This window comes from Mesorhizobium sp. WSM4823 (genome assembly GCF_055811195.1).
Genome location: NZ_JBVVQL010000003.1, coordinates 576,886 through 589,983, shown reverse-complemented (window position 1 = coordinate 589,983; position 13,098 = coordinate 576,886). Strand labels below are relative to the sequence as shown.

Genomic DNA, 13,098 nt, shown 5'->3' with positions numbered 1-13,098 from the left:
CCCACACCCCCCACCACAATAACAACACCCCGCGGCCTGGCGGCGTGGTTGGGTTCTTATTTGTTTACTCTGGCGTTTTTGGGGGGCCCCCCCCCGGGGGGGGGGGGGGCGCGGGGGGGGCCCCCACTTCTCATCGAGGTAAAGCCAGACTTCAGTGTGTTTGGGGTTCTTGGTACCGGCAGTCGTGGCTTTCCACATCAGTGCCAAAACCATGGTCAGCGTGAGGAATGCGCCGGAGCGGAAGGCGGACACCGGGTTGAAGGAGAAGCCGATCATGACACAGCCGATGGCAAGCGATCCGAACATTACGGCACGCCCTATGCACCCCACAGCAATCCGCCTGATCTCATCCATCGGCTGCCTCGGCAAACAAACTCGCCGAGCATGAGCGAGTGCTTCGATCGCATCAAATCACTTTAAGGCGAATGTGCCGCTTCCGGCATCGTCTGGTCGAGACCGGCAATGACCTGGGATGACGGGGAACTTTCCAACGGCGTCACGGTAACCCTAAATAAAAGGGACCTAAATAAACCAGGTCGCGACCAGCCCCACAGAGGCGGAAAAGATTGCAATCGTAGTAGCCCATCCCAGAGCGTTGGTCGTGCGGCTGTTGACCTTGTCTCCCATGATCCGCGGGTTGTTCGTCATTAGCATGATAAGCAGAAGCAGCGGCGGCGTGGAAAAGCCCTGCACGATGCCGGACCAGACGAGCGCCTTCATCGGGTTGAAACCCAGGAAATTCAGGCCAACAGCGATCAGGGTGAAGGCGCCGATCGCGATATAGAACTTTGGCGCCTCACGCGGCTTGGCATGAAGACTGTGCTTCCATCCGACTGCCTGCGCCAGATCGTATGCCGCACCTGTCGTCATGACCGGAACGGCAAGAAACCCGACCCCGATCACGCCGGCAGCGAACAGCACGCTAGCGGCTGCACCAGCCAGCGGCTTGAGAGCTTCGGCTGCTTGAGCGGCGGTCTCCACGTCGTGCTCGCCGGCTTCATAGAGCGTAGACCCTGTCGACAGGATGATGAAGTACATGATGAGGTTGGAAAAAGTCATGCCGATCAGGATATCGCGGCGGGAGCGGCGCAGTTCACCGTCCGTGGCACCCTTGCGCTCCTTCAGCGTCGTTCTCCCCTCGGCAATCTCTTCCTCCACCTCCTCATTCGACTGCCAGGTGTAGAGGTACGCTGAAAGGGTGGTGCCGATGATGGCCACCAGAATGGACAGGAACTCGCGGCTGAACTCGATCTTCGGAACAAGGGTGCCCCACAGCACGGCTGCCGCATCCGGCTTGGCCATGATGGCTGAGCCGACATAGGCAAGCAGGGCCAGTGCGAGCCAGCGGAAGATGTTTCGTATGAGCGTGTAAGAGCCCCAAAGCTGGAGAGCAAAGATCACGGCTGCGACTACGATCACAATGAGTGGGATCGGAACAGGAAGGAAGATGTTGATGGATGCAGCCATGCCGCCGAGATCGGCGGCTGCTTCGATCGTGTTGCCGATCAGCACGCCCACGAGGACGGCCCAGAGCAGCCACCGTGGGTAGAAGTCCTTGATTGCATGAAAGAGGCCGCGGCCCGAGACCTGTCCGAGCTTCGACGAGAGATACACGACAGTGTACATCATCGGCAGCGTTACAGGCGCGGTCCAAAGCAGGTCCGGGCCAAAGCGCGCGCCGGCGCTCGCATAGGTACCAATCGCCGAACAGTCGTCGTCAGCAGCGCCGGTGATAAGGCCGAGTCCAAGTGCTCGTCCTATGCCGTCTTTCCTGTCTTCCTGTGGTGAAGTGGCGCTACGATCGCGCTGCGGCATCGCGTTCAACCCGCCCTAAGAACGTGCGCGAACGCGACCGAAACTTCGAGAACAATTGCCCAATAGATGTGCCGCAGCACGGGAGTGGGTCTCATTCCGGCAAACCTCCGCCGCCTCAACTCCGCAATCGGCTGCTTGTTCCCGCGCTCAGGAGATGGAACCCATCCGCTTTCGGGGGCTTATCGAGATCAGCGGCGGGTAATCTGGAGGAACGAAGGCCACTCCGCTATTGAGCGTGCTCGCCGAGGCCTGCAGGGTAAGCGAGATCGAACTTTTCAGGTACCGGCAGAGAGCGCTGTCTCGGCAAGCCGGGACGCCCGGCAGAGGAAGGCTATCGGCTATGCCGAAGGGGACGGGATTGAAGCCGGCGACCGGCGCGACACCGCTGATAGCGATTGCGGCTGCCGCCGTCGACACCGAAACAACCGGACCCGACGCCACAAAGGCGCGTGTGGTCCAGGTTGGCGCGATCGGCATTGCGCATGGCAAAGTCGTCCGGGAGCCTCGGTTCAATCGCCTCATCGACCCCGGTGAGACAATCCCGCCCGAGGCCTCCCTCATCCACGGCGTCACGGATGCCGATGTTGCCGGAGTTGGGAGCTTCGTGGATGCGTGGACGCAATTCCAGGAGTTCGTCGGGGACCGCATCCTCGTCGGCCACTCGATCGGCTTCGACCTGGCGGTATTGGAGCGTGAATGCCGGCGCGCCCGTTTGCCCTGGAAAAAGCCTCGGGCGCTGTGCGTCCGACTTCTTGCGACCATCGCAAATCCCAATCTGGCAGATCATTCGCTGGAGATGATCGCCGGCTGGCTTCGCCTGGAGATTGCTGGCCGGCATTCGGCTTTGGGCGATGCAATCGCGGCGGGCGACATCTTTGCCGCGCTGATACCGGAGTTGCGCAAGCGCAACATCCGAACACTCGGAGAGGCAGAGGTCGCCTGCCTTGCCCTTTCGGACGCCCTCGAAGCCGGCCATCGCGCCGGTTGGGCCGAGCCGGTGTCGCGACCCCAGGCTCCCGCGTTTCAGCCGGTTGATCCCTATGCCTATCGCCATCGCGTCGGCAGCCTCATGAGCGGCCCGCCAGTCGTGGTGAAGTCGACCAGGCCGACAAGGCAGGTCATCGACCTCATGGTGAAGCGCAAGATCAGCTCGGTCCTGGTATCCGACCATGGAACGCCGGATCGACCGATCGAGGAGTATGGCATCGTTACCGAGCGTGACCTGCTGCGCCGCATATCGTCCGACGCCGAGCGCGCTTTTGATATGCCGGTCGCAAGCATCGCAACGCGACCGCTGATAAGCATCCGCGCCGCCGCCTTCGCCTATCGGGCGATCGGCCGCATGGATCGGCTGAAAGTCCGCCACCTCGCCGTCCGCGACGACGAGGGCATGCTAGTCGGCGTGCTTTCGGCGCGTGACCTGCTAAGGCTTCGCGCCGCCGCTGCCATCGATCTCGACGACACGATCGAACATGCCAAGGACGCCGCCGAACTGGCGGCCACCTGGTCGATGCTGCCGGGCGTCGTGCGTTCGCTGATCGGCGAAGCGATCGACCCGCGCGTGGTGGCGGAAATCATCAGCGACGAACTTTGCTCCCTTACCCGCCGCGCCGCAGTGCTTGCGGAACAACAGATGCAAATCGAAGGCCATGGCCCGCCGCCCTGCGCCTATGCCATGCTCGTGCTCGGCTCGGGCGGCCGTGGCGAAAGCCTGATGGCCCCGGACCAGGACAACGCAATTGTCTTCGCAGACGGCGAGCCGGATGGGCACGAAGACAACTGGTTCAAAATTCTCGGCGCCAAGCTCGCCGACATGCTCGACATGTCAGGCGTGCCCTATTGCAAAGGCGGAGTAATGGCCGCGAACGCCGGGTTCCGCGGAAGTCTCGACACCTGGAAGGGGCGCGTCGAAGATTGGGTTCGCCGCCTACGGCCGGAGGATCTGCTCAACGTCGATATCGTCTACGATCTGCGGCCGGTTCACGGCGACACGACGCTGGCCGCGCAGTTCATCGAATATGCGTATGAACGTGGTCATGCCGAGCCGGTGTTCGCGAAGCTTCTCGGCGAGCAGATGATATCAGGCAATCCCTTCACTGTTTTCGGCGGCTTTCAGCTTGAAAATGGCCGGCTCGACATCAAGACGCATGGCCTTTTCCCGATTGTTGCGACCGCACGCACGCTTGCAATTCGCCACGGCATTCGCGAGCGGAGCACGCGTGCCCGGCTCGAGAAATTGATCGCGCTGGATATTGGCGGCGAGCTCGACATGAAGGCGATGCTGGCCGGCCACGCCATGCTGATCGGCTTGCTGCTCGCGCAGCAGACGCATGACATCTACGCCGGTATACCTGTATCCAACCGAATCGAGATCAATGCTCTGACGCGCGAACAGCGGGCAGAGCTCAAGAGCCTCATAAAGCACCTTCAGTCGGCACCTGATCTGGTGCGGGACCTGATGTTCGCATAACCGGCGACGCTCGGACTGGTGCAAACCGCGCAGCAGCAGAGCTTAGATGCGCGCGGCGCCAAGCAGTTCGTCGACGAGGGCGCTGCGGTCAGCCTGCGCCAGGAAATCCTCATTCGCGCGCAGCAGGTTCATTCTCAGGAAGTTGAAAATGTAGTCGTAGTCGTTGGTCAGGAGATTGGGATGGATCGGGACCATCTTGAAGACCGTTCGCGCCAGCGGCTCGGGGATTTCGCGCACCGGCCGCGGCGGGCCGATCTGCGTGGCGGCGAGGCGCTGACGCGTCAGCTCGGCGGCATCCTCCCAGAAAGTGGCGGGGGAGCCCTCCGGAACGGCATATTTGGAGAAGCTCGCCAGGGCCACCTTTTCCAGCGCCGCCGGCAGGCCTCGCTGGCGCAGGCCGGCAGGTTCGCGCAACGCACCCTCCACCATTTCCGCCACCATGGCGTAGCACGCGGGGTAGGCGCGCCAGCGCGAATGGTTGAGCGCCGCCTGGAATTCCTTTTCGCTGAACAGTTTCTGCCAGTAGACCCCCGCCCTGACGCGGCAGAACTCGACAATGCTTTTCTGTGCCAGGAAAGCGGCACGCGAATCCATGAAGTCAGCCAGTTCGCCGACGCTGCCGATAGGCTGCGGCTTGCGCAGGAACTCGGGCAACAAATCGTTCAGCAGGCCCATGGCGCTCTCCCATCGGTTTTGTTTCCAACCGATGTTAACCGTTTAGCCTCCGGGATGCCGCACCGCCAGTCCTCTTACCGGTTCAAGTTCTGTCACCGATTCTAAAGTCGTATGAACAGCAGCGACAAAAAGTGATACTCCTACAAAGTTACGGTCGGCTGATTCTATACCTGGCCGCAACATCTGCCGGAGGGCTTCCGCGTCAGCGGAAGAGGCAAGCTTTAAACGGCGCCTTGCGCTCGAGACGGTTCGCAAGCTGCCAACCAAGGGAGGGTTCAACGCTATGGCGACGCCAGACCGCGTAAGTTATTGGAACAAGACCAAGAGCCTCATGTTCGTCATGCTGGGCCTATGGGTGTTCTTCGGTTACGTCATCCACATGTTCGTGGAGCAACTCAACACCATCGTCATTTTTGGCTTTCCGCTCGGCTTCTACATGGCCGCTCAGGGCTCGCTCATCGCCTTCGTCGTCATGCTGTTCTGGTTCGCACGGCGCCAGAACGCGATCGACGAAGAGCATCATGTCAATGAAGAATGATCGGGGGGACTTCAATGGCTAACACGACAGCGACTACCGCAGGCGGAGGCGATTTCACCTCCAATCTCGGCCGTATCTACGGCATCTACACCGGCGGCTTCATAGCCTTCATCATCCTGATGGCTATCTTGAGCGCCATGGGTGTCGAAAACGTTGTAATCGGCTACCTGTTCATGGGCTTCACCATCGTCATCTATGCGGTGATCGGTGTTCTGAGCCGCACCATGCATGTCGGCGAATATTACGTCGCCGGACGGCGCGTGCCGGCGCTCTACAACGGCATGGCGACCGGCGCCGATTGGATGTCGGCGGCTTCCTTCATCGGTATGGCCGGTTCGCTCTACCTGCTCGGCTATGACGGTCTCGGCTTCGTGCTCGGCTGGACCGGCGGTTACGTGCTGGTGGCCATCCTCGTTGCGCCCTATCTGCGCAAGTTCGGCGCCTACACGGTTCCCGACTTCCTGTCGGCCCGCTATGGCGGCAATCTTGCCCGTCTGATCGGCGTGATCGTTCTGTTCTCCTGCTCGTTCACCTATGTGGTCGCGCAGATTTTCGGCACCGGGCTGATTTCGGCTCGCTTCCTGGGCATCGACTTCAACGTCGCAGTGTATGTCGGCCTGGCCGGCATTCTCGTCTGCTCGATGCTCGGCGGCATGCGCGCCGTCACCTGGACGCAGGTCGCCCAGTACATCGTGCTGATCATCGCCTATCTCATCCCTGTCATCTGGATGTCGACGGTGAAAACCGGCGTGCCGATTCCGCAGTTGATGCAGGGCCAGGCGCTGGCGAACATCACCGCGCTTGAGACGGCGCAGGGCATCACGCTTCATCACATCACGCCATTCGCGCATGGCGGCTATGATGCAAAGAACTTCTTCCTGCTGATCCTCTGCCTGATGGTCGGAACGGCGTCGCTGCCACACGTCCTGATGCGATACTTCACCACCCCGTCGGTGCGTGAGGCGCGCGTCTCGGTCGCCTGGTCGCTGCTGTTCATCTTCATCCTCTACTTCACGGCGCCCGCCTATGCGGCGTTCGCCAAGTGGACGATGCTCGATCTGGTGGCGTCCGGCCTGACGCCTGAAAACATCTCGGAGAAAGCGGGATGGATGATGCGCTGGGCCGCTGCCGACAATACGCTCGTGCAGATCTGCGGCAAAGCGGCGACAGACAGTGCGGCGATCATCGCGGCCTGCGCCGAAAAGGGCGTGACGGCACTTTCGTTTGCCGACATCAACCTCAACGCCGACATGATCGTGCTAGCCACGCCGGAAATGGCCGGCATGCCTTACGTCATCTCTGGCCTCGTCGCCGCCGGCGGCCTTGCCGCCGCGCTGTCGACGGCGGACGGCCTGCTGTTGGCCATCGCCAACGCGCTCAGCCATGACATCTACTACAAGATGATCGACCAGAACGCGCCGACGTCGCGGCGTCTGATCGTGTCGCGCATCTTGCTGGTTATGGTCGCGGTGCTGGCCGCTTACGTGGCGTCGACCAAGCCGTCGGACATCCTGTCGATGGTGTCGTGGGCGTTCTCGCTTGCCGCCGGCGGGCTCTTCCCGGCCCTGGTGCTCGGCGTCTGGTGGAAGCGGGCCAATTCGGCTGGCGCGGTCGCCGGCATGATCGCGGGCTTCGGCATCACCATCTTCTATCTCGTCATGACACAGTACGGCGCCGACTTCGACAAGGCGACGCCCAATATGGAACTGTGGTGGGGGGTGAAGAACATCTCGTCGGCGGCCTTTGGTCTGCCGGTGGGCTTCGCCGTGATGATCATCGTCAGCCTTCTCACCAAGGCGCCGTCCCGGGATATGCAGGATTTCATCGAGGAAATCCGTGTGCCGCGCGGCAAGCAGATGATGGAAGAAAAGATCGCCTGATCCGCATAGCGATCGGTGATCAAAGGCGGGGTCCGGCGACGGACCCCGCTTTCATTTCTAGGGCGCCGCTGGCATAACGCGGCGGCGCCGTTCTTGGAAAATCCCACATGAACGATTTCTGGTCCTACTGGTATTTCCATTTACCGAATTTCATCCTTGCCGCGGTGATGTACACGCTGATGGGGCGTCTCCTGCTCGGCCTCTTCGTGCCCGAAAGCTGGGACAATTACATCTGGCGCTTCTTCAAGTCCGTCACGGACCCATTCGTGCGGATCGTGCGGACCGTCACGCCGTCGATCCTGACCCAGCCGGTGGTGATCGTCTTCAGCGTGCTCTGGCTTATGGCTTTGCGCATCGGCTATCTCGTCTTGCTGGTCAATTTCGGCATTGCGCCGATGGCATCACAGGGGGGTTGAGGTGATGGATAGAAACGCTCTTGTGCCGGTCATGGCGGTTGCAATCGTCAACGGTATCTTTTCGCCGTGGGTGCTGATGGTGTTCCTGTTCTATCCGGTCTGGTATCCGGCCTGGGCGCCTCCCTTAAGCCAGATCGTCTACATGGCAAGTGCACTGATCCTGTCGACGATAACCATCATGCTCGCCGGCGTACCGGCCGCGCTCTATGAACGCTGGTCGGCACAGCCCAGGAGCATTGTCGTCTCGTCTATCTGGCTTGCCGGCACGGTTTTGTTGACGCTGCCGGCGCTGCCGAATGTGGTGCGGGCGCTCAGCGGCGGTTGAGAATTCCCTTCGGCTCGGGCCGGATCAACCGGCTTTCAACCAGCGGGCAGCGGCCGTGTCCTCTGGGCGCGTGTTGAACGTTGAAGGGGCAGCGGGGCTCCGGCCACGGCCATATTGTCGTGGTGTGCAGTCCATGACCCTCTTGAAAGCCGTACTGAAGGCGCTTTCGGACTCGTAGCCGAGCGACAGGGCGATGACGGAAATTGGGTCACTGGAATTCGCCAGCCTGTCTCCCGCCAGCAGCATTCGCCAATTGGTCAGGTACTCCATCGGCGACGTACCAACCATCGCCTTGAACTTCAGGGCAAAGGTCGATCGCGACATGCCGGCACGTGACGCCAGCTCCTGCAACGTCCAGCGGTGCGCCGGATCCTCATGGATGGCGTTGATCGCAGCAGCCATCTGTTTATCTGCCAGGGCGAAAAACCATCCAATGCCTCCCAGCCCTTCCGCCAGATGCAGGCGCAGGGCCTGGACCAACATCATGTGGGCGAGGTGTTGCGCGACCAGAAAGCCGCCCGGCTGCGGCTCGTGCAGTTCCTGCATCATCCGCTCCACCGACCAGCGCAGCGCCGCCTGATCGGTTTCTTTCCGGATATGGACGATGGGCGGCAGCATGCCTAACAGCATGCCGGCATGACTGCCGGTCACGGCGAAGCGGCTGCCGACAAGAAAAAAATCACCGCCGCCATTATACGTCACGACGCCGCCAGCCCGCGCGGGAGGAAAAATCGTGCCGGCTCCGACAGGCGTCAAAGTCATGTCGCTTGCGAGGCGGAAAGGCCGCCCGCTCGGCAGCACGAAGCAGTCCCCCTTCTCCAGCCGCACCGCATCGGCAACGCCTTCCACTGACAGCCAGCACCCGCCGGAAACCACAGCGTAGCATTTGATAAGTTCGTGCTGGTCGGAGAACTGGATCGACCAGTTTCCACCTGCGTCGAAGCCGGCGGACACATAACTGCGCGGCTTCAGCAGCGACAGCACATCTGAAAGCGGATCCATGGGCGTCCCGGACGATTGCGAAGATAATACGGACTTTACAGCATAGATCGCGTTTCCTCAACGCGCTATTTAATAACAACGTCTCCGGTAATGCGGCAATATCTGAAGTGGTGATCAAATAATATAAATGTTTGTGACATAATATCCGCGGGAATCACAGAAAAGACTACGGATAAGACTGATAACGTTGCCATTGTCACCGAAAGAAATCAGAAGATCGCGCCAGTTTAGGGAACAATAGTCATGACAGCGTTCACGATCAATGGACGGGCGGTGGATCTCGCCGCCGCGCCAGACACGCCGCTCTTGTGGGTGATACGGGAGCATCTGAAACTCACCGGCACTAAATTCGGCTGCGGCATCGCGCAATGTGGCGCCTGCACCGTTCACGTCGACGGCGAGCCGACGCGCTCCTGCGTGACGATGGTCCAGGACGTGGCCGGAATGGAGGTGACGACGATCGAAGGCCTGTCGCCGGATGCCAGCCATCCGCTGCAGCAGGCCTGGATCGCCGAGCAGGTGCCGCAATGCGGCTATTGCCAGTCCGGGCAGATCATGCAGGCGGCGGCGCTCCTCAAGAGCAACCCCAACCCCACCCGCGATCAGATCGTCGAACACATGGACGGCAACATCTGCCGCTGCGGGACCTATGTGCGCATCATCAGCGCCATTCAGCGCGCCGCACGGGAGGCCTGAGCCATGACCAAAAGATTGCAACCGCACGCCAGAGCGCTCTCGCGGCGCAGCTTCCTCATCACGGTCGGCGCCACCGGCATTGCAGTTGCGTTCGGAGGCCTGCTCCAGGACGCTTCAGGCGCCAGCGTGGCGCCGACGGTCGAGGGCAGTTACCGGCCGAACGCCTGGCTGACCATCGCGGCCGACGGCACCGTGACCATCATGTCACCCGCGTCCGAGATGGGGCAGGGCATCATGACGGCACTGCCGCTGCTCATCGCTGAGGACATGGACGCCGATTGGCACAAGGTTCGCGTCGTCCAGGCTCCGTCCGACGCAGAGAAGTATGGCAACCCTGGCTTTTACGGCGTACAGCTCACCGGTGGCAGTGAATCCACGCGGGGCTATTACAAGATGCTGCGCCTGGTCGGCGCCCAGACCCGCAAGATCATCCTGGCAAGTGCCGCCGTCATGCTCAACGTTCCGGTGAGCGAACTCACGACTGAGCCCAACCGCGTCGTGCACGCGCGATCGGGCCGCGCGCTTGACTACGGCGAAGTCGCCGCGGCCGGGTCGCTTCCGGATCCGCTGCCGCAGGCGACCGATGCCGATCTGAAGCCGAGCGATCAGTGGCGCTATATCGGAAAGCTGACGGTACCGCGTGTCGACGTGCCCTCGAAGGTCGACGGCACCGCAATCTTCGGCATCGACGTGCAGCTTCCTGACATGCTGTACGGAGCGGTGCTGCGGGCGCCGGTTCAGGGCGAACAGCCGGAAACCATCGACGATGCCGAAGCCAAGGCCGTGCCGGGCATCACGCACATCGTACCTTTGCCTTACGGCGTCGGCATCATCGGCGAAACGGTCGAGGCGACGAAGCGGGCCAAGGATCTGCTCAAAATCGTGTGGACCACGTCGTCGCGGATCCGCAACTACACCAGCGATCGGCTGTTGGAAGAGTATCGCCGCATTGGCCGCGATCTCGCCCAAACCGGAGTCAGCGCGGCCGCGGAGGGCGACGCACAGACCGCGATCTCGAAGGCCGCAACTCTCATCGAGGTCGATTACATGAGCGACCATGTTCACCACGCGACCATGGAGCCGATGAACGCCACGGCGCTGGTGATCGGCGATACGGTTGAAATCTGGGCGCCGACGCAAGGCCCAACGGGCACCCAGGTCTTTGCCGCGGAGGTGGCCGGCACCACCCCTGACAAGGTCAAGGTGAACACCACCCTGCTCGGTGGCGGCTTTGGCCGCAAAGCCGAGGCCGACTTCATCATCGATGCTGTGTCGCTTGCCAAGGCGGTGCAAGGCCGCCCGGTCAAGGTCATCTGGAGCCGCGAAGACGACGTCCAGCATGGCAAGTACCGGCCGCTTGAGGCGCAACATGTGCAGGTCGGGCTCGACGCCGACGGCAACATCGTCGGCTGGCGGCACCGCATCGTGGCGGATTCCATTTTTGCCCGCACGATGCCTCAACTGTTCGAGAGCGAAGGCGGCCACGACAGTGTGGTGACCGAGGGCGCGCAATTCAACTATTCCGTCCCTGCGCATCAGATCGAATATATCCGCAGGGATAACGGCCTTGATATCGGCTTCTGGTTCGGGGTCGGCGTTGGCTACACCAGGTTCGGCATCGAATGCGTCATCGACGAAATCGCCGCCGCCAAGGGGCTCGATCCTGTGGCGCTTCGGCTCGAGCTCCTGAAAGACCAGCCTCGGGCGCGCAAGGTCATCGAGACCGTCGCCCAGATGGCCGAATGGGACCGCCAACGCGACGGCCGGGCGCTGGGCATCGCCTATTCGGATGCCTTTGGCTCCCACTGCGCCGAGGTCGCCGAGGTCTCGCTTGACCGCGAGACCGGCGAGATCCGCGTGCACACCGTGTGGTGCGCTGTCGATCCGGGGATAGCGGTACAGCCGCGCAACATCGAAGCGCTGATGATTACCGGGATCACAGGCGGCGCCAGCCATGCGTTGTTCGAGCAGATCAACATCGTCGATGGCGAGGTGCAGGAATCGAACTTCGACACCTATCGGGTGATACGCATGTCCGAGGCACCCGACATCAAGGTCACCGTGATTCCAACGCCCGAGAATCCGATCGGAGGCGTCGGCCAGGTCGGGCTGCCGCCGATCGGTCCCGCAATCGCCAACGCGGTGGCGCGGCTCACCGGCGGCGTGCGGCTCCGGCACTATCCATTCCTGCCGGAGCGGGTGCTGGCGGCGCTCAACGCCTGAATTGGAAGTGCTCACCCTCGCCTCGTTGCGCTCATCGCGGTCGTCTGGATGACCCAGGCGACCGCCATCGGCCGGTGAACGCGAGAGCCATCTGTCCCCGTCGATCGCGAAATGCGGTCACGGCAGGAAGTCAGAGATTCATAATGATCGTCGTCACCACACCCACAGGCATCATCGGCCACCAGGTCCTCGAGAACCTCCTCGGCAGCGACGAGCCTATCCGCGTGATCGCGCGCGACCCCTCCCGTCTGTCCTCGCACACGCGAGAGCGCGTCGAGGTGGTGCATGGATCGCATGGCGACATCGGCGTCCTCAACCAGGCGTTCTCTGGCGCTGATGCCGTGTTCTGGCTGGTGCCCCCAAACGTCCACGCCGAGAACGTCGAGGCAGCCTATGTGGGTTTCAGCCGACCGGCATGCGACGCAATCAAAAACCAGGGAGTGAAACGGGTGGTCGCGGTGTCAGCCCTTGGTCGCGGGACGGCGGTAGCCGGGAAGGCCGGGCATGTGTCGGCGTCGCTGGCGATGGACGATCTGATTGCGAGCACTGGCGTGAGCTACCGGGCGCTGACGATGCCTTCGTTCATGGACAACATCCTGCGCCAGGTGGTGCCGATCAGGAACCAGGGCATGTTCTTCTGGCCAATCCCCAGCAACCGCAAGCTCCCTACCTGCGCCACCCGCGACATCGCCGCCGCCGCCGCCAAGCTGCTGCTTGACCCCACCTGGAGCGGACAAGACTGTGTCCCAATCCTCGGCCCAGAGGACCTGTCCTTCAACGACATGGCGCAGATCATGTCGCAGGTGTTGGGAAAACCAGTGCGCTTTGAGCAGATCTCCTTCGAGGCATTCAGAGCAGGTTTCATCGAACGCGGCGCCTCCGAGGCTTTCGCGCAGGCCATGGTCGACATGCTGGAGGCCAAGAACGAAGACCTCGATACCGCCGAGCCGCGTACCCCTGAGTCCACCACACCCACCAGCTTCCGCCAATGGTGCGAGGAAGTACTGAAGCCCGCAGTCGCCAGCTAGAGTGGTTCATCGTTTCACGGAAACGCCGAA

At 61.9% G+C, this 13,098-nt stretch carries 11 protein-coding genes; 8 read left to right on the top strand and 3 right to left on the bottom strand.

Annotated elements, in window-relative coordinates; translation table 11 throughout:
* Positions 1-522: 522 nt before the first annotated feature.
* Complete coding sequence (locus AC0L26_RS11590; RefSeq protein WP_473632629.1) at positions 523-1,815, bottom strand: Nramp family divalent metal transporter; 1,293 nt, start codon at positions 1,813-1,815, stop codon at positions 523-525.
* A gap of 340 nt (positions 1,816-2,155) precedes the next feature.
* Between AC0L26_RS11590 and AC0L26_RS11585 the strand changes: the two genes are divergently transcribed.
* A complete protein-coding gene (locus tag AC0L26_RS11585) occupies positions 2,156-4,285 on the top strand; it encodes a DUF294 nucleotidyltransferase-like domain-containing protein (RefSeq protein ID WP_473632628.1) in 2,130 nt (709 codons plus the stop codon).
* Between the two features lie 42 nt (positions 4,286-4,327).
* Here the strand turns inward: AC0L26_RS11585 and AC0L26_RS11580 are convergent, their stop codons facing one another.
* Complete coding sequence (locus AC0L26_RS11580) at positions 4,328-4,960, bottom strand: hypothetical protein (RefSeq protein ID WP_473632627.1); 633 nt, start codon at positions 4,958-4,960, stop codon at positions 4,328-4,330.
* 283 nt (positions 4,961-5,243) lie between these two features.
* Here AC0L26_RS11580 and AC0L26_RS11575 point away from each other — a divergent pair, with 283 nt between their 5' ends.
* The 4 genes from AC0L26_RS11575 (at position 5,244) to AC0L26_RS11560 (ending at position 8,119) form a co-directional block, all read left to right on the top strand.
* Positions 5,244-5,498: a DUF4212 domain-containing protein gene (locus AC0L26_RS11575; RefSeq protein ID WP_095484984.1), complete on the top strand. Its 255-nt coding sequence runs from the start codon at positions 5,244-5,246 to the stop codon at positions 5,496-5,498.
* A gap of 14 nt (positions 5,499-5,512) precedes the next feature.
* A complete protein-coding gene (locus AC0L26_RS11570; RefSeq protein WP_473632626.1) occupies positions 5,513-7,378 on the top strand; it encodes a sodium:solute symporter family protein in 1,866 nt (621 codons plus the stop codon).
* Positions 7,379-7,485: 107 nt separating this feature from the next.
* The gene (locus AC0L26_RS11565) at positions 7,486-7,794 is read left to right on the top strand and encodes a hypothetical protein (RefSeq protein WP_473632625.1); all 309 of its coding nucleotides are present in this window, start codon (positions 7,486-7,488) and stop codon (positions 7,792-7,794) included.
* 4 nt (positions 7,795-7,798) lie between these two features.
* Positions 7,799-8,119: a hypothetical protein gene (locus AC0L26_RS11560; protein ID WP_126104409.1), complete on the top strand. Its 321-nt coding sequence runs from the start codon at positions 7,799-7,801 to the stop codon at positions 8,117-8,119.
* A 24-nt stretch (positions 8,120-8,143) separates the two neighbouring features.
* Here AC0L26_RS11560 and AC0L26_RS11555 read toward each other — a convergent pair whose 3' ends face one another.
* Positions 8,144-9,121, bottom strand: a complete 978-nt coding sequence (locus AC0L26_RS11555; protein WP_473632624.1) for an AraC family transcriptional regulator — start codon at positions 9,119-9,121, stop codon at positions 8,144-8,146.
* A 243-nt stretch (positions 9,122-9,364) separates the two neighbouring features.
* Here AC0L26_RS11555 and AC0L26_RS11550 point away from each other — a divergent pair, with 243 nt between their 5' ends.
* From AC0L26_RS11550 to AC0L26_RS11540, 3 genes are all read left to right on the top strand, one after another.
* Positions 9,365-9,817 (top strand): (2Fe-2S)-binding protein, encoded by a 453-nt coding sequence (locus tag AC0L26_RS11550; protein WP_473632623.1) that lies wholly within the window; start codon positions 9,365-9,367, stop codon positions 9,815-9,817.
* 3 nt (positions 9,818-9,820) lie between these two features.
* A complete protein-coding gene (locus AC0L26_RS11545) occupies positions 9,821-12,040 on the top strand; it encodes a xanthine dehydrogenase family protein molybdopterin-binding subunit (RefSeq protein ID WP_473632622.1) in 2,220 nt (739 codons plus the stop codon).
* 143 nt (positions 12,041-12,183) lie between these two features.
* Positions 12,184-13,068 (top strand): NmrA family NAD(P)-binding protein, encoded by an 885-nt coding sequence (locus tag AC0L26_RS11540; protein WP_473632621.1) that lies wholly within the window; start codon positions 12,184-12,186, stop codon positions 13,066-13,068.
* Positions 13,069-13,098 lie beyond the last annotated feature (30 nt).

Bases quoted from the DNA above. Each gene is read 5' to 3' on its own strand.
- AC0L26_RS11585 (WP_473632628.1), top strand. From the start codon at position 2,156: ATGCCGAAGGGGACGGGATTGAAGCCGGCGACCGGCGCGACACCGCTG.
- AC0L26_RS11570 (WP_473632626.1), top strand. From the start codon at position 5,513: ATGGCTAACACGACAGCGACTACCGCAGGCGGAGGCGATTTCACCTCC.
- AC0L26_RS11565 (WP_473632625.1), top strand. From the start codon at position 7,486: ATGAACGATTTCTGGTCCTACTGGTATTTCCATTTACCGAATTTCATC.
- AC0L26_RS11590 (WP_473632629.1), bottom strand. From the start codon at position 1,815: ATGCCGCAGCGCGATCGTAGCGCCACTTCACCACAGGAAGACAGGAAA.
- AC0L26_RS11550 (WP_473632623.1), top strand. From the start codon at position 9,365: ATGACAGCGTTCACGATCAATGGACGGGCGGTGGATCTCGCCGCCGCG.
- AC0L26_RS11575 (WP_095484984.1), top strand. From the start codon at position 5,244: ATGGCGACGCCAGACCGCGTAAGTTATTGGAACAAGACCAAGAGCCTC.
- AC0L26_RS11545 (WP_473632622.1), top strand. From the start codon at position 9,821: ATGACCAAAAGATTGCAACCGCACGCCAGAGCGCTCTCGCGGCGCAGC.
- AC0L26_RS11560 (WP_126104409.1), top strand. From the start codon at position 7,799: ATGGATAGAAACGCTCTTGTGCCGGTCATGGCGGTTGCAATCGTCAAC.
- AC0L26_RS11580 (WP_473632627.1), bottom strand. From the start codon at position 4,960: ATGGGCCTGCTGAACGATTTGTTGCCCGAGTTCCTGCGCAAGCCGCAG.
- AC0L26_RS11540 (WP_473632621.1), top strand. From the start codon at position 12,184: ATGATCGTCGTCACCACACCCACAGGCATCATCGGCCACCAGGTCCTC.
- AC0L26_RS11555 (WP_473632624.1), bottom strand. From the start codon at position 9,121: ATGGATCCGCTTTCAGATGTGCTGTCGCTGCTGAAGCCGCGCAGTTAT.